Below are 19,027 nucleotides of genomic sequence, written 5' to 3' on the forward strand. Positions count from 1 at the left end.
CCGCACCGGTCGCCTCCCGGTAGACCTTGATCGCCTGGATCTTCTTCCCCTTGGCCAGCAGGTCGTCCACCTCCGCCAGCCGCGGGTCCGCCGCCTCCTCCACCCCGAGGTGCGCCATCAGCAGGTCCACCTTCTTCTCCAGCCGCGCCATCCGCCGCTCCAGCGGCTTCGTACGGCGGTCGAGCGAGGAGGCCAGCAGGGCCAGGGCGAGGACGAAAACCGACAGCGCGGTAAAGGAAAGGGATGTGTCCATGCCACAGAGCGTATGCGGCCCGGCCGCGGAAGATCCGCGCACCGACGCGCCCGGGTCGGCTCCCGCGCACCGGCCCGCCGCACCACCCGGCGGCGGGCGCCGGAGCACACACCCAGGAGCGGTACGAGGCCGGGCCATCGGCTTCACCGCCGGGGGTGGTGTGGCCTCCCCGGGCGGGTGACACCGGGCCGGAGCCCTGGCCAGGCCCCGCGCACGGTTGGTCCACTCTCCCTGGCCGCGTCCCCGCCCGCTCACCGAGCGGCCCGGACACGGCTCCGGAGCCCAACTCCGGTACAACGACGCGTGGTTGAACCGTATGGCCCCGCGGGGGGACGTACCGACAGCACCACCGACCATCACCGTTGCGCTCCGGCAGCACGAACCGGTTCCGACCACCACACCTGGAGGACTGACATGAAGGCACGCAAGGGCTGGAGCGCGGCGGGTCGCCTGGCGGCGGCCGCGGCGGGGGCGCTCGCACTGGCCGGGATGCTCCCGGCGACCGCGACGGCCGCCGACCCGGAACCGCAGGGGCAGGGCTACCGCTGCCAGTTCGTGCAGTTCCAGGAACTGCCCCGCGTCGAGGGCTTCAACTGCCAGGCGTTCGGCGGCGCCCCCGAACGCGGCCCCATCTTCGGCGAGTTCCGCATCCACGACAGCCGGGGCATGACCGTGCACTGCCAGGTGGAGCGCCCGTATTCCGGCATCGCCAACCTCCCCCGGCACGTCGAAGGCTTCAACTGTCGCCCCGGCGGCTTCCCCGGCGACTGACCTGAAGCGCCTTCGCCCGTAGACACGCGCACAAAGGGGACGGCGGCCATCCGCCGTCCCCTTTCCCGTGCGCACACCGCACTCGCGGCTCCCCTTCACGCCCCCATATCCGGCACCGCATTCCCCGGCGAATCCAGCCACCAGCCGGTACGGAATTCCGTCGCCGTCACGCCGAACCGCTCCCGTTCCGGGTGCCCTTGGCCTTCCCACCACTCGTTGGCCCGCTCCACCACGTCCCACAGTCGGCGCGGCCCGGCCTGGCGGACCTCGCCGCCCTGGACGTGCGCCCACGACCCGTCCCGTGCCCACAGCCGGCACCCGGTCCGCGCACCGTCCGCATCGACCTCATGCGCCCACGCGCTGTCCGGCAGCACCAGCGACAGCACGAATTGCAGGCCATCCCCCTCGCCGTCCAGACAAGCCAGCGGCGTTTCCCGCGAAACGGCCTCCTCCGGATCCCCCGGATACGGAATCCGGGCATTGCCCCCTTCCGAGCGGACCCCCATGAAGAACGATCCACCGGGCAGAAACCGCCCCTCCGCCCGCCCGTCGCCGCCCACAACCAACCGGGCATTTCCCACGCCCAGCGGGCACACGATGATTCCCCCAGACCGCACCTGGGCGATCCACGCGGGCGGCACCGATGTGAAACCGCAGGTGGCGATCAGCCGGTCGTACGGGGCCCGGTCGGCGAGCCCCTGCCGGCCGTCACCGGCCAAGACCACCGGTTCGTAACCGCATTCGCCGAGACGCGCCCGCGCGACACGGGCCAATTCCCGATCCACTTCCACCGTGCATACCTGGTCGCTGCCCAGGCGTTCACTCAGCAGCGCCGCGTTGTATCCCGTCCCGGTGGCAATCTCCAACACCCGGTCTCCGTCCCGCACATCCAACGCGCCGAGCATCTGAAGCATCAGCGATGGCTGCGACGAGGACGACGTCGGCACGCCGTCGATGACCTGCGTGGTGAGCGCGGTATCCGAATAAACCGCCGCCAGAAATCCCGGATCCTCCGCCCTCACCCGACGCCATTCCACCGCACCGTCCTGCCGGTAGAAGAACGGCACCAGCAGATGCCGCGGAACGACCTCCACAGCCTTCCGCCATTCCGCATCGAGCTCCCCACTACCGAAAAGCTTCTCAGCGAACGCCATCCGCATCTCTCGCCCGCACTCAGCGTCTCCTGCGCTCACCTCATCGTTCCTCTCCAGAATGCGGCGCGTACGGCGCTATCGAATCGCGGGCATCGCGCCGGATCGCCAATCGGCCACCCGCTTGCGAATACCGGGGACCATCGGAAGCCCATCGGTCTCCTCCGGCGTGAACCAGCGGACGTCCGTGGATTCCCCGGACACCGCGAGGTCCCCCGCCACGGGACGCGCCAGGAAGCAGATCGAGAACTCCTGGCGCACCTCGCCGTCGTCGTAGGCGAAGACATGGCGAGGACGTGCCGACGATGCCGGTGATTTCGACGTCCAGCCCGGTCTCTTCGCGGGTCTCCCGTACGGCGCAGTCCGGCAAGGACTCCCCGATGTGCATGGTGCCGCCCGGCAGGGCCCACATGCCGTTGTCGCGGCGGCGCTGGAGCAGAATGCGTCCGGCATCGTCAACGACCACGGCGGAAGCCGCCGGGACCAGGCTGTTCGCGGCCGGGGCCGCCGGGTCGTCCTCGTAATCGCGCCTACCCATCACTGTCGCCTCCCCAGGCCGGCACACCGCGTTTCCACAGCTTCGCCGTATCGCGCGCCGATACCCGGACGTTCTCTGGTCTTCTCGAATTCGGCAAGCGTGACCCGGATACGCTGGCCGCGGATCCAGGAGGTACCCCGCCGCGATCGCGTGCCGGTCGTGAACCCCGATACGGTCCCGGCGAGGGATTCGAACCGGGTTCGAACCGGGAGGGACCATGGCAGATCATCAGCACCTCACCGTGATCACGACGACGGACAGCGAGGAGAAGGCCCGCGAGTTGGCCGCTGGTGCGGTAGAGGCCAAGATGGCGGCGTGCGCTCAGATCTCCGCGCCGGTCACCAGTGTGTACCGCTGGGAGGGCGAGACGCGGACCGACCAGGAGTGGCAGATCCTGTTCAAGACCACCGCGGCCCGGTACGAGGCGCTGGAGGCCCACCTGAAGGCCGCGCACGACTACGACACCCCGGAGATCATCGCTACCCCGATCGCGGCGGGGAGCGCCGAGTATCTGGCGTGGGTGGACGAGGAGACCAAGCCCGGCGAGTAGATCAGGCGGCAAGAGCGGCGCGGATGTCCTCGTGAGGGCCCGCGCCGCCTCCGTTTCCGCCGGCAGCGCGGCGGCGACCCCGCGAGGGTGCGGACGCGTAACGCGGCAGGCCCAGGCCGGCTACCCCTCCCCCCGCAGCAACGCCCCCGTGCACTGTTCGGCCAGGGACTCGGCGTGGGGTGGGAGGGGGCGGCCCGCGCGGAGGTGGTGGCGGACCACGGAGAGGGGCAGGTCCACGAGGGCGAGGGTGATGCGGTCGGGGTCCTGTGGGCCGGTGGCTTTGAGGGCGTCGGCGAGGGAGGCGAGGGCGGCGTGGACCCGGGCGTTGCCGGTGTCCGCGCGGGTCGCGTACTCCTCGGGCCAGTCGGGGCGTCCGAACTCGGCGGGGCCGTAGAGGAGAACGGCCGCTTCCCGCGGGTGGGCGCGGCTCCAGGCGACGACGTGCCGGGCGGCGGCGGCCGCGGCCCGGCAGGGGTCGTCCGTGCTGGTGAGCGCGGTGAAGTAGCCGTCCTGGAAGCGCTCGACGGTCCGCAGCCACACCTCGGCCAGCAGGGCCGTACGCCCGGCGAACCGGTGGTAGACGGACCCGCTCGGGGCGCCGGCGGCGTGCGCGACCGCGGCCATGGTCACGGCGGCCGGGCCGCCGGCCGCGGCCAGCTCCACGGCGGCGTCGAGCAGTTGGTCAACGCTGAAGCGGGGTGGTCTCGCCATGAAGTAGAGGGTAGCCTCTAATTCTTATTGGAGAGTTGTCTCTAATACCTCTGATACGGGTACGAGGCGGCGCCTACGGGAGGGAATGCGGGTCATGGGGGTGTGCAATGTGCACGAACGCCGGCTGGACGCCGACCGGAGCCGGGTCGGGGCGCTGCTGGACTCGCTGTCGGGCGGCGACGGGGACCTGCTGTGGCCGGTGCGCGACTGGCCCCCGATGGAGTTCGACGGGCCGCTGGCGGTGGGGGCCAAGGGCGGGCACGGGCCGGTGCGGTACACCGTGGCCGCGTATGTGCCGGGGGCGTGGGTCCGGTTCGCGTTCACGGGGCCGCGGGGGTTCGACGGTTTTCACGAGTTCGCGGTGCTGGCGGGCGGCGACGGGCGCACCGTGCTGCGGCACACGCTGGCCATGAATCCGCGCGGGTTGGCCCGGCTGACCTGGCTGATCGTGTGGCGTCCGCTCCATGACGCGCTCCTGGAGGACAGTCTGGACCGGGCGGAGCGCGCGTGCGGCCCCGCCGCGGCCCCGGCCGCCCGCTGGTCCCCGTACGTGCGCGCGCTGCGCGCGCTGGCCCGCCGGGCGGGCGGCGGCCGAGGGCAGACCGGGTGAGGGCCGGGCGGGAGCGAACCCCCCGCCCAGCCCAGCCCCCTAAAACACCTTCCCCGGATTGAGAATCCCCAGCGGGTCGAAGACCTGCTTGATCCCCCGGTGCAACTCCAGCGAATCCGCTCCCAGTTCGCGGGCGAGCCAGTCCTTCTTGAGGATGCCCACGCCGTGTTCGCCGGTGATGGTGCCGCCGAGGGTGAGGCCGAGGGACATGATCTCGTCGAAGGCGGTGCGGGCCCGGCGCTCCTCGTCGGGGTCGGCGGGGTCGAAGCAGACCAGCGGGTGGGTGTTGCCGTCGCCGGCGTGGGCGCAGACGCCGATGGTCAGGTCGTGCGCGGCGGCGATGGCGGCGGTGCCCTCCAGCATGGCGGCGAGCTGGGAGCGGGGGACGCAGACGTCGTCGATGAGCATCGCGGGGCGGATGCGTTCCAGGGCGGTGAAGGTCATCCGGCGGGCCTGGAGGAGGAGTTCGGACTCGGCGGCGGTCTCGGCGGGGACGACGTCGGTGGCACCGGCCGCCTGGCACAGGGCGCCGACGGCGGCCAGGTCGGCGGCCGGGTCGGGGGTGTCGAAGGCGGCGAGCAGCAGCACCTCGGTGGTCTCCGGCAGGCCCATCTGGGCCATCGCGTTGACGGCCTGGATGCTGGTGCGGTCCATGAGTTCGAGGAGGGCGGGGGTGTGGCCGCCGGCCATGATGCGGCAGACCGCGTCGCCGGCCGCCGCGGCCGAGCCGAACTCGGCGACGAGGGCGAGTTGTTGGGGCGGTTCCGGCTTCAGGGCGAGGGTGGCGCGGACGACCACGCCGAGGGTGCCCTCGGCGCCTACGAAGAGGCGGGTCAGGTCGTAGCCGGCAACGCCCTTGGCGGTGCGCCGGCCGGTCGTGATCAGCCGGCCGTCGGCGAGGACGACCTCCAGGCCGAGTACGTACTCGGCGGTGACGCCGTACTTGACGCAGCACAGGCCGCCGGCGGCGGTGCCGATGTTGCCGCCGATGGTGCACATCTCCCAGCTGGAGGGGTCGGGCGGGTAGTACAGGCCGTGTTCGTTGACGGCGCGGGAGAGGGTGGCGTTGACGACGCCGGGTTCGACCACGGCGATGCGGTCGACGGGGTCGATTTCGAGGATGCGGTCCATTTTGACCAGCGACAGGACGATGCAGTCGTCGATGGCGTTGGCGGCGCCGGAGACGCCGGTGCGGGCGCCCTGCGGGACGACCGGGACGCGCAGCTCGGTGGCGGTGCGCATCACGTGCTGGACCTGTTCGACGGTGCGCGGCAGGACGACGGCGGCGGGGCGGCCGGCGGCGCAGAAGTTGGCCATGTCCCGGGCGTAGGAGGCGGTGACGTCGGGGTCGGTGAGCAGCGCTTCCGCCGGGAGCCCGGCGCGCAGGCGTTCGATGAGGTCCATGCCCTCAGCCTGGCACCCGTGGGCCGTACACGGAAGATCGTGTACGGCCCACCGGGCGGCGCGTCGTTACAGGTTGCCGCGCTTGGCCTGCTCGCGCTCGATGGCCTCGAAGAGGGCCTTGAAGTTGCCCTTGCCGAAGCCGAGCGAGCCGTGCCGCTCGATCATCTCGAAGAAGACGGTCGGGCGGTCCTGGACCGGCTTGGTGAAGATCTGCAGGAGGTAGCCGTCCTCGTCGCGGTCGGCGAGGATCCGCAGCTCGCGCAGTTCGTCGATCGGGACGCGGGTCTCGCCGACCCACTCGCCGAGGGTGTCGTAGTACGAGTCGGGGACGTCGAGGAACTCCACACCGGCCGCGCGCATCTGGCGGACCGAGGAGACGATGTCGTTGGTGGCCAGCGCGATGTGCTGGACGCCGGGGCCGCCGTAGAACTCCAGGTACTCGTCGATCTGGGACTTCTTCTTGGCGATGGCCGGCTCGTTGAGCGGGAACTTCACCTTCTTGGTGCCGTCCGCGACGACCTTGGACATCAGCGCCGAGTACTCGGTGGCGATGTCGTCGCCGACGAACTCCTTCATGTTGGTGAAGCCCATGACCTTGTTGTAGAAGGCCACCCACTCGTCCATCCTGCCGAGTTCGACGTTGCCGACGCAGTGGTCGATCGCCTGGAAGAAACGCTTCTGCGGAGGCGCGACGAGGGGGGCGGCGGTGACGAAGCCCGGCAGGTACGGGCCGTCGTAGCCGGACCGCTCGACCAGGGTGTGCCGGGTCTGGCCGTAGGTGGCGATGGCGGCGAGCACGACCGTGCCGTGCTCGTCCTTGATCTCGTGCGGCTCGGTCAGGCCGGTGGCGCCGTGCTCGACGGCGTAGGCGTACGCCGCGCGGGCGTCCGGCACCTCGATGGCCAGGTCGATGACGCCGTCGCCGTGCGCGGCCACGTGGTCGGCGAGGAAGCGGCCCCATTCGGTGACCGGCTTGATCACGGAGGTGAAGACGAAGCGGGCGCCGCCGGACTCCAGGACGTAGGAGGCCGTCTCGCGGCTGCCGTTCTCCGGGCCCTGGTAGGCGACCCGGCGCATGCCGAAGGCGGTGGCGTAGTAGTGCGCGGCCTGCTTGGCGTTGCCGACGGCGAAGACGACCGCGTCCATCCCCTTGACCGGGAAGGGGTCCGCCTGCCGGGCCGTGGCCGGGGTGCTGGGCTGGGTGTGCATCGTGGTGTCTGCCATGTGCGCAGAGTCCCGCCGATCCACAAGGTGCGCAATAGTTTGCGTATCCACTGGGCATTCTGTATAGCGACTCGGGGGTTGTGCCGGGCGTTCTGTACATGATGACCAGCGTTTTGGGAGGTCCGCGCAATGGCGATCGATCATCTTGACGGGGCACTGCTGGAGCTGCTCGCCCGCGAGCCGCGGATCGGCGTGCTGGAGGCGTCCCGGCGGCTGGGGGTGGCTCGCGGCACGGTCCAGGCGCGGCTGGACCGCCTCCAGTCGAACGGCGTGATCAGGGGTTTCGGGCCGGACGTGGACCCGGCCGCGCTCGGCTACCCGGTCACCGCGTTCGCCACCCTGGAGATCAAGCAGGGCCAGGGCGGGGACGTGCGCGCCCATCTCGCCGGCGTACCGGAGGTGCTGGAACTGCATACAACGACCGGACACGGGGACATGCTCTGCAGGCTCGTGGCGCGCTCGAACGCCGATCTCCAGCGGGTGATCGACCGGGTTGTGGGCTTTGATGGCATCGTGCGGGCATCGACGGCGATTGTCATGGAAAATCCGGTTCCACTGCGGATCATCCCGCTGGTGCAGCAGGCCGCGGGGGACTGACGGCGGCAGCCGTCCCGTCAGGCGGGCCGGAGCGGCGGCGGACCGAGGGGAGCGAGGGTTGGGCTTCTGGGAGTACGTCGGCAGCCGCCACGGCCAGCTGCTGGCGGATACGTTTCAGCACGCCGCGGCGGTCTTCCAGTGCATGGTGCTGGCGACCGTCCTGGGCGTTCTGCTCGGCGTCGCCACGTACCGCAGCGAATGGGCCGGCGCGCTCGCCACGGCGACCACCGCGTCCCTGCTGACGATCCCGTCGCTGGCCCTGATCGGCCTGCTGATCCCGGTCGTCGGCCTGGGCGTCGCGCCGACGGTGGTGGCGCTGACGCTGTACGGGCTGCTGCCGGTGGTCCGCAACGCGATCGTCGGGCTGCGCGGGGTGGACCCGGCGCTGATCGACGCGGCGAAGGGCATCGGGATGTCGCGGGCCGGGCGGCTGCTGCGGGTCGAACTCCCGCTGGCCTGGCCGCCGATCCTCACCGGCATCCGGGTCGCCACCCAGATGCTGATGGGCATCGCGGCGGTCGCCGCCTTCGCCTCCGGGCCCGGCCTCGGCAACGAGATCTTCCGCGGGATCGCCTCGCTGGGCAGCGCCAACGCGCTGAACCAAGTGCTCTCCGGCACCCTCGGGATCGTCGTGCTGGCCCTCCTCTTCGACGCCGCCTACGTCCTGATCGGGCGCCTGACCATCTCCAGGGGGATCCGTGGCTGAGCAGCCGTCCGAGCGGCCGTACGGGAGCGGGCCGGGCGCCCGGGAGGCGGCCCCGCGCCCGGCCGGGTCGGCGGGCGCCGCCATCCGGCTGGAGCACCTGACGAAGGTCTACCCGGGCGGCGGCGCACCGGCCGTGGACGACATCAGCATGGAGATCGGCGCCGGGGAGACGGTGGTGCTGGTCGGGCCGTCGGGCTGCGGCAAGTCCACCACCCTGAAGATGATCAACCGGCTGATCGAGCCGACCTCCGGCCGGATCCGGATCGGCGACGAGGACGTCACCGGTATCGACCCGGTCCGGCTGCGCCGCAAGGTCGGCTACGCCATCCAGGCGTCCGGCCTCTTCCCGCATATGACGGTGGCGCAGAACATCGCGCTCGTACCGCGGATGGCCGGCTGGTCCAAGGCGCGGACCCGGGAGCGGGTCGAGGAGATGCTCGACCTCGTGGGGCTCGATCCGGGCGAGTTCCGCGACCGCTATCCGCGCCGGCTCTCCGGCGGGCAGCAGCAGCGGGTCGGGGTGGCCCGGGCGCTGGCCGCCGATCCGCCGGTGCTGCTGATGGACGAGCCGTTCGGCGCGGTCGACCCGATCACCCGCGACCACCTCCAGGACGAGCTGATCCGGCTCCAGCGCGAACTGCGCAAGACGATCGTCTTCGTCACCCACGACTTCGACGAGGCGATCAAGCTCGGCGACCGGATCGCGGTGCTGCGCGAACGCTCGCAGCTGGCCCAGTTCGACACCCCGGAGGCCATCCTCACCCACCCCGCCGACGACTTCGTCTCCGGTTTCGTGGGCGCCGGGGCGGCTCTGAAGCGGCTGAACCTCACCCGGGTGCGGGACGTGCCGGTGGTGGACTTCCCCACCGCGCGGCTGGACGACCCGCTCCCGTCGCTCCTGGACCTGCTGCGCGGCGGCGGAACGCACGAGGTGCTGCTGCTGGACGGCGGCGGCCGCCCGCACAAGTGGCTGCGCCGCGGCGACCTCGCGCTCGCCCGGCAGTCGCTCGCCCGGGCCGGCACGCTCGTCACGCACACCGTCACCCGGGACGCGACGCTGCGGGACGCCCTGGAGGCGGTGCTGACGGACAGCGCGGGCCGGGTCGCGGTGACCGGCCGGCGCGGCGAGTACACCGGTGTCGTCGACATGGAGACGCTGATGAACACCGTCCGCGAGCTGCTGGCGGCGGACCGCCGGGAGGCGCTGGAGCACCAGCACGAGCCGCGGGCGCGGGACCGGCTCGCGCCGGAGGGCCCGGACGGGCCGGGAGGACGGGCGTGAGCCCGGCGGCGCCCCCGCCGCCCGGTGGCGCGCGGGACGTGGCACGGGAGGCGGAGCGGGAGGCGGCGGCGGGCACCGCGCCGGTCCGGGCCGCAGGTCCCGGCGGGCGCCGGATCGGGTGGCGGAAGTGGGTCGCCATGCCGGCGTTCCTGACCGGCGCGCTGCTGGCGACCTGGCTGTGGTTCCGCGGCGTCCGGCTGGACTCCATCGCCCACCAGGCCGTCGACCACGGGAAGGTGTGGCTGGCGCTGGAGCGGCACGTGGAGCTGACCGCAGTCTCCACGGTCCTGGTGCTGGTGATCGCGATCCCGCTGGGCATCGCGCTGACCCGGCCGCGGCTGCGCCGGGCCGCCCCCGCCGCGATGGCGCTGGCCAACCTCGGCCAGGCCGTCCCGGCGCTGGGCCTGCTGGTGCTGCTGGTGATCTGGCGGGGCATCGGCGCCGGCTCGGCGATCACCGGCATGGTGGTCTACGCGGTGCTGCCGGTGCTGGCCAACACCATCGCCGGACTGCGCGGGATCGACCCGACGCTGACCGAGGCGGCCCGCGGTATCGGCATGTCGCCGCTGGGGGTGCTGGCCCGGGTCGAACTCCCGCTGGCCGTCCCGCTGATCCTGGCCGGGGTGCGTACGGCACTGGTGCTGAACGTGGGCACCGCGACGCTGGCGACGTTCGGCGGCGGCGGGGGGCTGGGCGATCTGATCTCGGCGGGCATCATCACCCAGCGGATACCGGTGCTGGTGCTGGGGTCGGTGCTGACGGTGGCGCTGGCGCTGCTGGTCGAGTGGCTGGCGTCGCTGGCCGAACTCCTGCTGCGGCCGCGGGGGTTGGAGGTGGCGGCGTGAGGGGGCGCGGGTTCCGCTCCGGGCGCGGGCTCCGGGCCGTACGGCGGCCCCGGGGCGCGTCCGGGATACGGGCGGCCACCGCCGCGCTGCTGGCCGCCGGGCTGCCGGCCGCGGCGCTGCTCGGCGGCTGCGGGCTGGTCAGCGGCAGCCCGATGTCCGACGACGTGAAGCCCGGCACGGTCGGCCGCGGACTGCCCCTCAAGGGCGCGCAACTGACCGTCACGTCAAAGGAGTTCACCGAGAACATCGTCCTCGGCCAGATCATGGGCCTGGTCTTCGAGGCGGCCGGCGCCACCGTCGTCGACAAGACCGCCATCCAGGGCAGTATCGGCGCCCGCGAGGCGGTCCGCAGCGGCACCGCCGACGCGATGTACGAGTACACCGGCACCGGCTGGATCACGTACCTCGGGCACACCCGGCCGGTCGCCGACCCGCACGCGCAGTGGGTGGCGGTGCGCGACGCCGACCGCCGCAACGGGATCGCCTGGCTGCCGCCGTCCCGGCTGAACAACACCTACGCGCTGGCGCTGAACGCCGCCAACGCCCGGAAGTACGGGGTGCGCACGCTCTCCGACGCCGCCGCGCTGCTGCGCCGCGACCCCGGCGCGGTGACGGTCTGCGCGGAGAGCGAGTTCACCACCCGCGACGACGGGCTGCCCGGTATGACCAAGGCGTACGGGATGGACCTGCCGCCCGGGAACGTCCGGCGGATGACCGGCGGCGTGGTCTACACCGAAACCGCCAAGGGCACGTCCTGCACGTTCGGCGAGGTGTTCACCACGGATGGCCGGATCGCGGCGATGGGGCTGACCGTCCTCAAGGACGACCGGCACTTCTTCCCGAACTACAACGCGGCGCCGGAGCTCAACGCCGCCGCCCTGCGCGCCCATCCGCAGATCGCCGGGCTCCTCGCCCCGATCACCGCCGCCCTCGACAACACCGTGGCGCGCGAGCTCAACGCCGAGGTGGACGTGGCGGGCCGGGACCCGCACCAGGTCGCCAAGGACTGGCTGCTGAAGGAGGGGTTCATCCGGGAGGGCGGGGGCTGAGCGGGGCCGTTGCGGGGGCCGAACGGGGGCCCGGCGCGCGGTCGTTGGGCGGTGCGCCGGATCGGCCTCCCGCGCCCGGAAAGATCGCGTAAGGTTGCGCCACCCGAAAACGAACACATGTCGCAGTCGTCCGACCACGACCGCGCAAGGGGGAAGGAAACCACTCCATGAAGGCATCCCGTATCCGGCGCCGCCTCGCCGGTGCCGCCGCCGTCACCGCCCTGGCCGGCACCGCCCTGCTGGCCGGTGCGCCGATGGCCGCCGCCAAGGCCAACCTCATCGCGATCAACAAGATCGCCCTCGACGCCCCCGGCCTGCGGGTGAACGTCACGTACTCCTGCGACCCGGGCATGCACCACGAACTGGTCGCCAACGCCGAGCAGATCACCTCGTCCAAGCCGGCCGCGCGCGGCGCCGGCACGATCAAGACCGACCAGCTGGTCTGCGACTACGCCGACCACACCGCGCAGGTCCGGCTCCGCCCGGCCGACATCGGCTTCGCCAAGGGCCAGACGGTGAAGGTCACGGTCTTCTACTTCGACGAGGACGGCTTCCGCTACGCCGACCGGGAGGCCACCGCGACCCTCTGAGCCCGGCCCGCCCGGCCGCGGGGCCCTCGGCTCACCCCTTGGGACAACTGGGCACATCGCCCCCGGAGTTGAGGGCCTTCAGGGCGTCCACCGCGCCGTCCAGGGTGGTGACGGGGATCAGCCGCATCCCCCGGGGCAGCTCGGCGCGGGCGTCGGAGCACTCCTGGCGCGGGACGAGGAAGACCGTCGCGCCGTCGCGGTGCGCGGCCTGCGTCTTGAGCGCCACCCCGCCGACCGCGCCGACCTCGCCCTTGGTGGTGATGGTGCCGGTGCCGGAGACGACCCGGCCGCCCGTGAGGTCGTGCCCGGCGCCGTCGCCGTCCAGCTTGTCGACGATGCCCAGCGCGAACAGCAGGCCGGCGCTGGGCCCGCCGATGTCCGCCAGGCTCAGGGTGACCTTGACGTCCTTGGCGGACTTCCCGAGCCGGCCGAGCGCGGCGCGGGTGGCGGCGTCCTGCGACTGCTTCATCTGCTCCGCGTTGTGCTCGGCGATCTCCTCGGTGTTGTCGCCGACCGGGTAGACCGAGTCGCGCGGCATCACCGCCTCGTCGGTGCGGAACCACGCCCGCAGCACGTCCGGCAGGTGCACGGAGGCGGTCGGGCCGGTGGCGGTGATGGAGGTCATCCGCAGCTGGCCGCTGGTCGGGCGGGTGGGCGTACCGGAGATGGTGATCACCGGCTTGCCCTTGTCGTCGCCGAGGACGTTGGCCGTGACGCCCGGATACGCCACCGAGTACGGCAGCGGGGCGAGGGCGGCGGTCACCAGGACGGCGAGGACCAGGAGGGTGCAGACCAGGAGGGCACGGGCGCGGGAAGACACCCCGCCACCCTAATTGACCCCCGCCCCGGCCGTCCCGTACGGCGCCGTGGGCACACGGCGGGGGCACAGGGTCCCCACAGGGGGGCACGCCGGATCAGCGGAGCGCCTCCGCCACCTCCCGGGCCGCCTCCACCACCCGCGGCGCGATCCGCTCCGCGACGGTGTCCGCGAGCATCACCACGCCCACGCTGCCCTCTATCCCGCTGACCCCGATCAGCGGCGCCGCGGCGCCGGACGCGCCGGCCTCCAACTCCCCGTGCGTCAGGGCGATTCCGCCGTCGTCCAGGCGTCCCTGGCGGGCCTTGAGGATCGCCCGCCCGGCGGCGCCGCGGTCCAGCGGGTGGCGGAAGCCGGCGCGGTAGGCGACGTGGTAGTCCGTCCAGGTCGGCTCGACGACGGCGACCGCCAGCGCCTCGGTGCCGTCGACGAGCGTGAGGTGCGCGGTGGCGCCGACGTCCTCGGCGAGTGAGCGCAGCGCGGGCAGCGCGGCCTCTCTGACCAGCGGGTGGACCTGGCGGCCCAGTCGCAGCACACCGAGGCCCACCCGGGCCCGGCCGCCGGTGTCCCGGCGGACCAGGGCGTGCTGCTCCAGCGTCGCCAGCAGGCGGTAGACCACGGTGCGGTTGACGCCGAGCTTGTGCGAGAGCTCGGTGACGGTCAGCCCGTGATCGGTGTCGGCGAGCAGTTTGAGGACGCGCAGTCCCCGGTCGAGCGTCTGGGAGGTCTCTGCGGTCACGACGCCCCCTCCTGAAGTGAGTGGCGGCGTCCGTAGGCGGCGCGCTGCTCGTCCCGGAACAGCGCCCAAGAAGCCGCCGGCCGCTGTGCACCGGCTGCGCTCCGCGGCGGCGCTGCCACGGGGCGTGTGCGTGAGCGGGACAGTAGCGAGGGACTCCGGTCAGCGGAAGAGTCCGTCCAGAATCCGGGCTTTCACGCCCGGAACATCCCGAACTGTCCGTCCCGTGGTTCGCTGCCGCGGGCCCGCCAACGCGCCCCCGTGACCGCGCCGTGACGTCCGAGGGCGGGCGCCGGGGCGCGGGAACGGATCACTCCACCCCACCCCCCGGCGCCACTCCTCCACGAAATCTTCACGCGGCTTCTCCGCCCGTCCGGCGCTCACCGCGTCCGCCCGGACTCACCGCATCCGGGTGGCCCACTCCCGGACCTTCTTGATCCGCTCATGCAGCTGACCGGCCGTCGCCTCCGCGCTCGGCGGCCCGCCGCACACCCGCCGCAGCTCGGTGTGGATCACCCCGTGCGGTTTGCCGCTCTGGTGCACGTACGCGCCGACCAGCGTGTTCAGCTGCTTCCGCAGCTCCAGCAGCTCCTTGTGCGTGACCACCGGCCGCCGCTCGGCCGGCAGCTCCAGCAGATCCGCCTCGGTGTCCGGCTTCTTGCGGCTGTGCGCCAGCTGCCGGGCCTGCCGCTTCTGCAGCAGCAGCTGCACCTGGTCGGGCTCCAGCAGCCCGGGGATGCCGAGGTAGTCCTGCTCCTCCTCGCTGCCCGCGTGCGCCTGCATCCCGAACTCGGCACCGTCGTAGAGCACCCGGTCGAAGACCGCCTCCGACTCCAGCGCCTCGAAGGAGAACTGCTCCTGCTCGCCGGTGTCCTCGTCCTGCTGCTTGTTCGCCTCCTCCAGCTCCTTCTCGGACTCGGCGTACGGGTCCTCCTCGCCGTCCTTCTTCGGCTTGTCCAGGACGTGGTCGCGCTCGACCTCCATCTCGTTGGCGAAGCCGAGCAGCGACGGCACGGTGGGCAGGAACACCGACGCGGTCTCACCGCGCTTGCGGGACCGTACGAAGCGGCCCACCGCCTGGGCGAAGAACAGCGGGGTGGAGATCGTGGTGGCGTACACCCCGACCGCGAGGCGGGGCACGTCGACGCCCTCGGACACCATCCGGACCGCGACCATCCAGCGGTCGTCGGAGTGCGAGAAGTCGTCGATCCGCTGCGAGGCGCCCGCGTCGTCGGACAGCACCAGCGTCGCGCCCTGCCCGGTGATCTCCCGGATCAGCTTGGCGTAGGCCCGGGCCTGCTCCTGGTCGGAGGCGATGACCAGGGCGCCGGCGTCCGGGATGCCCTTGCGGACCTCGGTCAGCCGGCGGTCGGCGGCGCGCAGCACGTTCGGCATCCACTCGCCGCGCGGGTCCAGCGCGGTGCGCCACGCCTGGGACACCGCGTCCTTGGTCATCGGCTCGCCCAGCCGCGCCGCGATCTCGTCGCCGGCCTTCGTCCGCCAGCGCATATTGCCGCTGTACGACAGGAAGATCACCGGGCGGACCACGCCGTCGGCGAGCGCGTTGCCGTAGCCGTAGGTGTAGTCGGCGGACGACCTGCGGATACCGTCCGGGCCCTCCTCGTACGCCACGAACGGGATCGGGTTGGTGTCCGAGCGGAACGGCGTACCGGTCAGCGCCAGCCGCCGGGTCGCCGGCTCGAACGCCTCCAGGCACGCCTCGCCCCACGACTTGGAGTCGCCGGCGTGGTGGATCTCGTCGAGGATCACCAGGGTCTTGCGCTGCTCGATGCGGTTGCGGTGCAGCATCGGGCGGACGCCGACACCGGCGTAGGTGATCGCGATGCCGTGGTACTCGCGGCCCAGCGGCCCGGCGCTGTACTCCGGGTCGAGCTTGATCCCGATCCGGGCGGCGGCCTCCGCCCACTGCTTCTTCAGGTGCTCGGTGGGCGCGACCACGGTCACCTGCTGCACGACGTGGTGGTGCAGCAGCCAGGAGGCGAGGGTGAGCGCGAAGGTGGTCTTGCCGGCGCCGGGCGTGGCCACGGCGAGGAAGTCCCTCGGCTGGGTCTGGATGTACCGGTCCATGGCCGCCTGCTGCCAGGCGCGCAGCTTGTTCGCGGTACCCCACGGGGCCCGGCCCGGGAAGGCCGGGGACAGATGATGGCTGTTGGTGGCGCTGGTGGTAGTCACGGTCTCCGTCGGCTGAGGTCGGCGATCGGCAACCGCGTCAGCCTACCGGTGCCGCCCTTTCCCGCCGGGTCGTTCACCCCGGCCCCACCCGGGGGTGCGAGGGAGGTCACATCCGGGGGCGGGGGCGGGGCGACGGCTCGGGGGTGGGGGCCGGGAGACGGTTCGGGGCGGGGCCCCTCACGCCGCGCCGCTCCCCTCGGGGGCCGGGTCACCGGCCGCCGGACCGCCGGGTGCCGGGCCACCAGGCGCCCGGCCACCGCCGGGTATCCGGCCGCCCGGCGCCGGGCGCAGCCGCCGGTACAGCGTCGCGCCGAGGGCCGCGACCGCCGCCATCGCCGCGAAGACCGCCAGGAACGCCGCCGGGTGGCCGACCGGGGCGGTGCCCCCGGCGGCCGGGCCGGGACCGGCCACCGCCACCGAGCCGCCCCCGAACGCCGCGAACAGCACCCCGCTGAGCCCCACGAACGCGACGTTCCCCAGCGCGTCCGACATCTGGAGGGACGAGGAGTTGCTGCCCGCCTCCTCCGGCCGGGACAGCTTCAGCAGCAGCACCCCGCCGCTGGAGATGTTCAGCCCCATGCCGAAACCGCCGACCGTCCACGCCGCGGCCACCGTCCAGGCCGGCACCGCGTCGATCAGCACCAGCGGCACCAGCAGGATCGCCGCCGCCAGCAGCGCCAGGCCCAGGCCCATCAGCCGCTCGCGGTGCGGCTCCAGCCGCGGGCGGCTCTGCACGTACGAGCCGAGCGCCCAGGTCAGGCCGCCGCCGGTGAGCGAGAGCCCGGCGAGGGTCGCGGACAGCCCGCGCTGCGTGACCAGCAGCAGCGGGATGAAGCTCTCGGCCGCGACCAGCGCCCCGGCGGCCAGCCCCCGCATCAGCACCACCGTCGGCAGCCCCCGCCCCGCCCGGAACGTGCCGCGGGGCAGCAGCCGCACGATCGCCGGACCCAGCAGCACCAGCCCCGCCGCGGCCGGCACCAGCGCGGCCCAGGTCGGGTGCTGGCCCGCGTACTGGAGCAGCGACGCGCCCACCGCGACCGCCAGCGCCAGCAGGCAGCGGCGGCTGCCCAGGACGCCCCGGATCCCGGCGTCCGGCCCGGGGTCGGTGCGCGGCAGCTTGCGCAGCGCCGGCAGCATCACGCCCAGCGGCAGCAGTATCAGCACGGGTATGGAGAGGAACACCCAGCGCCAGCCGGCCTGCTCGGTGACCGTCCCCGCGACCAGCGGCCCGACGATCACCGGCACCACCCACGCCGCCGAGAACGACGCCATCACCGACGCCCGCAGCCGCTCGGGATAGCCGCGGCCCACGACGACGTACAGCGCCACCACCGAGAGTCCGCCGCCGAGCCCCTGGACCCCGCGCCCGGCCACGAACATGCCCATCCCCTGCGCCCCGCCGGCGATCACCAGCCCGGCCCCGAACGCCGCGATCCCGGTGAACAGCGGCGCCAGCGGCCCCCGCCGGTCGCTCCACACCCCGGACAGCGCCATCGCGAACAGGCTCGCGGTGAAGAACGCCGAGAACGCGAAGGCGTACAGCCCGATACCGTCCAGCGCCCGCGCGGCGACCGGCATGGCCGTATTCACCGCACTCGCCTCAAAGGCGATGAGCGAGACGACGGAGATGATCCCGAGCGTCAGCGCCCGGTACTCCCGCCCGAGCACCCCGGGCAGCGCGGCGCCCCGCGGCGCGGCGGGCCCGCCCGCCGGGGCCGCCGGGGCCGTACCTGCCGGGGCCGTGCCTGCGGGCGCCGTGTCTGCGGAGGCCGCGTCTGCGAAGCTCACGTCTACGGAGGTCACGTCTGCGGAGGTCGCATCTGCGGAGTTCGCATCTGCGTGGGTCGGAGGGTCAGCGGTCATCCGCCCAGCGTAAGGGCCGTACCGCCCATGCGCCCCTGTCGGAAGTCGGGAACGCCCTCCTCCGCAGGCCCTACGCCGTCCCCCTCCCCCGGCCACCCCGCCCCCGAGCCGACCGGCACGCCCCGCCCCGTCCCCGGCCAACCCGCGGGCAAGCGGACCACCAGGCCAACCGGCATACCCCGCCCCATTCCGCGCAAGCTGTCCATATGCCGTACTTCCGCACCTACGACGACACCGAGCTGCACTACCGGGTGCTCGGCCCTGCCGGCTCATCGCTGCCGCCCCTGGTCTGCCTGGCCGGGGGCCCCGGCCGGGACGCCGCCTACCTCGGGGACCTCGGCGGCCTCCCCGAGCACCGGCAGCTGGTCATCCCGGACAGCCGCGGCACCGGCGCCTCCCCCGCGGCGCCCGACCCCGCCCGCTACGCCTTCCCCCACCTCGCCGAGGACGTCGAAGCGCTCCGCACCCACCTCGGACTGGCCCGCTTCGCCCTGCTGGCCCACGACGCCGGCGCCGCCGTCGCCCAGGCGTACGCGGCGGCCCACCCGGAGCGGCTGACCCACCTGGTACTGGTCTGCCCCGGCTCCCGCCTCCAGGGCGAACTCCCCGACGACGCCCGGGAGATCTTCACCTCCCGCATGCACGAGGACTGGTGGCCGCGGGCCGCCGTGGCCGTCCAGCAGCTCGCCGAGGCGTCCGACCTCGCCGAAGTGCGCGACCTCCTCCTCGCCGCGGCGCCCCTCGCCTACGCCCGCTGGGACGAACCGCAGCGGGCCCACGCCGCCACCGAGGGCGCCCAGTTGGGCCCCGTACCGCGGGCGGGCTTCTGGCAGGGCGTGGACGAACCGGCCCGCCGGGCACTGCTGGCCGGCCTGCGCCACGTCACCTGCCCGGTCCTGGTCATCACCGGCGACCGCGACGCCGTGTCCGGCATGCGCGCCGGCGACCTGGTGGCCGCCTCCTTCCCCCACGCCCGCGTACGCCCCCTGCACCTCGTAGGCCACTACCCCTGGGTCGACGAACCCGACCTCTTCCGCCCCCTCATCGAGCACTTCCTCACCCCGCCCTGACCTCCCCGCACCAAAACCAATCTCCCCTCCCCCTTCATGAACCGCGTATTGCCGCGCATTGCCGCGC

19 protein-coding genes and 1 pseudogene are annotated in these 19,027 nt (G+C 73.0%); 10 read left to right on the forward strand and 10 right to left on the reverse strand.

The window, feature by feature from the left end:
• Nucleotides 1-253: hypothetical protein (locus tag ADL22_RS02315; RefSeq protein ID WP_066973289.1), on the reverse strand; the 253-nt coding region annotated here is incomplete at its 3' end.
• A 414-nt stretch (nucleotides 254-667) separates the two neighbouring features.
• Here ADL22_RS02315 and ADL22_RS02320 point away from each other — a divergent pair.
• Nucleotides 668-1,024 carry a hypothetical protein gene (locus ADL22_RS02320; protein WP_066973255.1) on the forward strand — a complete coding sequence of 119 codons (357 nt, stop codon included), beginning with the start codon at nucleotides 668-670 and terminating at the stop codon, nucleotides 1,022-1,024.
• 95 nt (nucleotides 1,025-1,119) lie between these two features.
• Here the strand turns inward: ADL22_RS02320 and ADL22_RS02325 are convergent, their stop codons facing one another.
• Both ADL22_RS02325 and ADL22_RS02330 read right to left on the reverse strand, forming a co-directional pair.
• Nucleotides 1,120-2,178, reverse strand: coding sequence for a methyltransferase domain-containing protein (locus ADL22_RS02325; protein WP_159048571.1), 1,059 nt, complete (start codon nucleotides 2,176-2,178; stop codon nucleotides 1,120-1,122).
• A 75-nt stretch (nucleotides 2,179-2,253) separates the two neighbouring features.
• Nucleotides 2,254-2,713: pseudogene (locus ADL22_RS02330) on the reverse strand (NUDIX hydrolase).
• A 217-nt stretch (nucleotides 2,714-2,930) separates the two neighbouring features.
• On the opposite strand from ADL22_RS02330, the gene cutA reads away from it, so the two are divergent.
• Nucleotides 2,931-3,263 (forward strand): divalent-cation tolerance protein CutA, encoded by a 333-nt coding sequence (gene cutA, locus ADL22_RS02335; RefSeq protein WP_066973260.1) that lies wholly within the window; start codon nucleotides 2,931-2,933, stop codon nucleotides 3,261-3,263.
• A 120-nt stretch (nucleotides 3,264-3,383) separates the two neighbouring features.
• On the opposite strand, the gene ADL22_RS02340 is transcribed toward cutA, so the two are convergent.
• Nucleotides 3,384-3,974: a TetR/AcrR family transcriptional regulator gene (locus tag ADL22_RS02340; RefSeq protein WP_066973262.1), complete on the reverse strand. Its 591-nt coding sequence runs from the start codon at nucleotides 3,972-3,974 to the stop codon at nucleotides 3,384-3,386.
• Between the two features lie 94 nt (nucleotides 3,975-4,068).
• On the opposite strand from ADL22_RS02340, the gene ADL22_RS02345 reads away from it, so the two are divergent.
• Nucleotides 4,069-4,584, forward strand: coding sequence for a hypothetical protein (locus ADL22_RS02345; RefSeq protein WP_066973264.1), 516 nt, complete (start codon nucleotides 4,069-4,071; stop codon nucleotides 4,582-4,584).
• A gap of 39 nt (nucleotides 4,585-4,623) precedes the next feature.
• Here ADL22_RS02345 and ADL22_RS02350 read toward each other — a convergent pair whose 3' ends face one another.
• Together ADL22_RS02350 and hppD are read right to left on the reverse strand one after the other, a co-directional pair.
• Nucleotides 4,624-5,988: an FAD-binding oxidoreductase gene (locus ADL22_RS02350; protein ID WP_066973266.1), complete on the reverse strand. Its 1,365-nt coding sequence runs from the start codon at nucleotides 5,986-5,988 to the stop codon at nucleotides 4,624-4,626.
• 66 nt (nucleotides 5,989-6,054) lie between these two features.
• Nucleotides 6,055-7,212, reverse strand: a complete 1,158-nt coding sequence (gene hppD / locus ADL22_RS02355; protein WP_066973268.1) for a 4-hydroxyphenylpyruvate dioxygenase — start codon at nucleotides 7,210-7,212, stop codon at nucleotides 6,055-6,057.
• A 129-nt stretch (nucleotides 7,213-7,341) separates the two neighbouring features.
• On the opposite strand from hppD, the gene ADL22_RS02360 reads away from it, so the two are divergent.
• From ADL22_RS02360 to ADL22_RS02385, 6 genes are all read left to right on the forward strand, one after another.
• Nucleotides 7,342-7,809, forward strand: coding sequence for an Lrp/AsnC family transcriptional regulator (locus ADL22_RS02360; protein ID WP_066973270.1), 468 nt, complete (start codon nucleotides 7,342-7,344; stop codon nucleotides 7,807-7,809).
• A 58-nt stretch (nucleotides 7,810-7,867) separates the two neighbouring features.
• The gene (locus tag ADL22_RS02365; protein ID WP_066973272.1) at nucleotides 7,868-8,515 is read left to right on the forward strand and encodes an ABC transporter permease; all 648 of its coding nucleotides are present in this window, start codon (nucleotides 7,868-7,870) and stop codon (nucleotides 8,513-8,515) included.
• Nucleotides 8,508-9,797 carry an ABC transporter ATP-binding protein gene (locus tag ADL22_RS02370; protein ID WP_066973274.1) on the forward strand — a complete coding sequence of 430 codons (1,290 nt, stop codon included), beginning with the start codon at nucleotides 8,508-8,510 and terminating at the stop codon, nucleotides 9,795-9,797. Before ADL22_RS02365 ends, ADL22_RS02370 begins: the two co-directional genes overlap by 8 nt.
• Entirely contained in the window at nucleotides 9,794-10,642 is an 849-nt protein-coding gene (locus ADL22_RS02375; RefSeq protein WP_066973276.1) for an ABC transporter permease, read from the forward strand. Before ADL22_RS02370 ends, ADL22_RS02375 begins: the two co-directional genes overlap by 4 nt.
• Entirely contained in the window at nucleotides 10,639-11,691 is a 1,053-nt protein-coding gene (locus tag ADL22_RS02380; RefSeq protein ID WP_079063789.1) for a glycine betaine ABC transporter substrate-binding protein, read from the forward strand. Before ADL22_RS02375 ends, ADL22_RS02380 begins: the two co-directional genes overlap by 4 nt.
• A gap of 167 nt (nucleotides 11,692-11,858) precedes the next feature.
• Nucleotides 11,859-12,281, forward strand: a complete 423-nt coding sequence (locus ADL22_RS02385; protein ID WP_066973278.1) for a hypothetical protein — start codon at nucleotides 11,859-11,861, stop codon at nucleotides 12,279-12,281.
• Between the two features lie 31 nt (nucleotides 12,282-12,312).
• Here the strand turns inward: ADL22_RS02385 and ADL22_RS02390 are convergent, their stop codons facing one another.
• The 4 genes from ADL22_RS02390 to ADL22_RS02405 form a co-directional block, all read right to left on the reverse strand.
• Nucleotides 12,313-13,101, reverse strand: a complete 789-nt coding sequence (locus ADL22_RS02390) for a PDZ domain-containing protein (protein WP_066973280.1) — start codon at nucleotides 13,099-13,101, stop codon at nucleotides 12,313-12,315.
• Between the two features lie 94 nt (nucleotides 13,102-13,195).
• Entirely contained in the window at nucleotides 13,196-13,837 is a 642-nt protein-coding gene (locus ADL22_RS02395) for an IclR family transcriptional regulator (RefSeq protein WP_066973282.1), read from the reverse strand.
• A 396-nt stretch (nucleotides 13,838-14,233) separates the two neighbouring features.
• On the reverse strand, nucleotides 14,234-16,027 hold the full coding sequence (locus ADL22_RS02400; protein WP_066973284.1) for a DEAD/DEAH box helicase: 1,794 nt from the start codon (nucleotides 16,025-16,027) through the stop codon (nucleotides 14,234-14,236).
• A 177-nt stretch (nucleotides 16,028-16,204) separates the two neighbouring features.
• Nucleotides 16,205-17,890, reverse strand: coding sequence for an MFS transporter (locus ADL22_RS02405; protein ID WP_234430507.1), 1,686 nt, complete (start codon nucleotides 17,888-17,890; stop codon nucleotides 16,205-16,207).
• A gap of 206 nt (nucleotides 17,891-18,096) precedes the next feature.
• Here ADL22_RS02405 and ADL22_RS02415 point away from each other — a divergent pair, with 206 nt between their 5' ends.
• Complete coding sequence (locus tag ADL22_RS02415; RefSeq protein WP_066973288.1) at nucleotides 18,097-18,960, forward strand: alpha/beta fold hydrolase; 864 nt, start codon at nucleotides 18,097-18,099, stop codon at nucleotides 18,958-18,960.
• Nucleotides 18,961-19,027: the final 67 nt, after the last annotated feature.

The sequence above is a fragment of the Streptomyces sp. NRRL F-4489 genome, from assembly GCF_001509485.1.
In the GTDB taxonomy this organism is placed as follows: Bacteria; Actinomycetota; Actinomycetes; order Streptomycetales; family Streptomycetaceae; genus Streptomyces.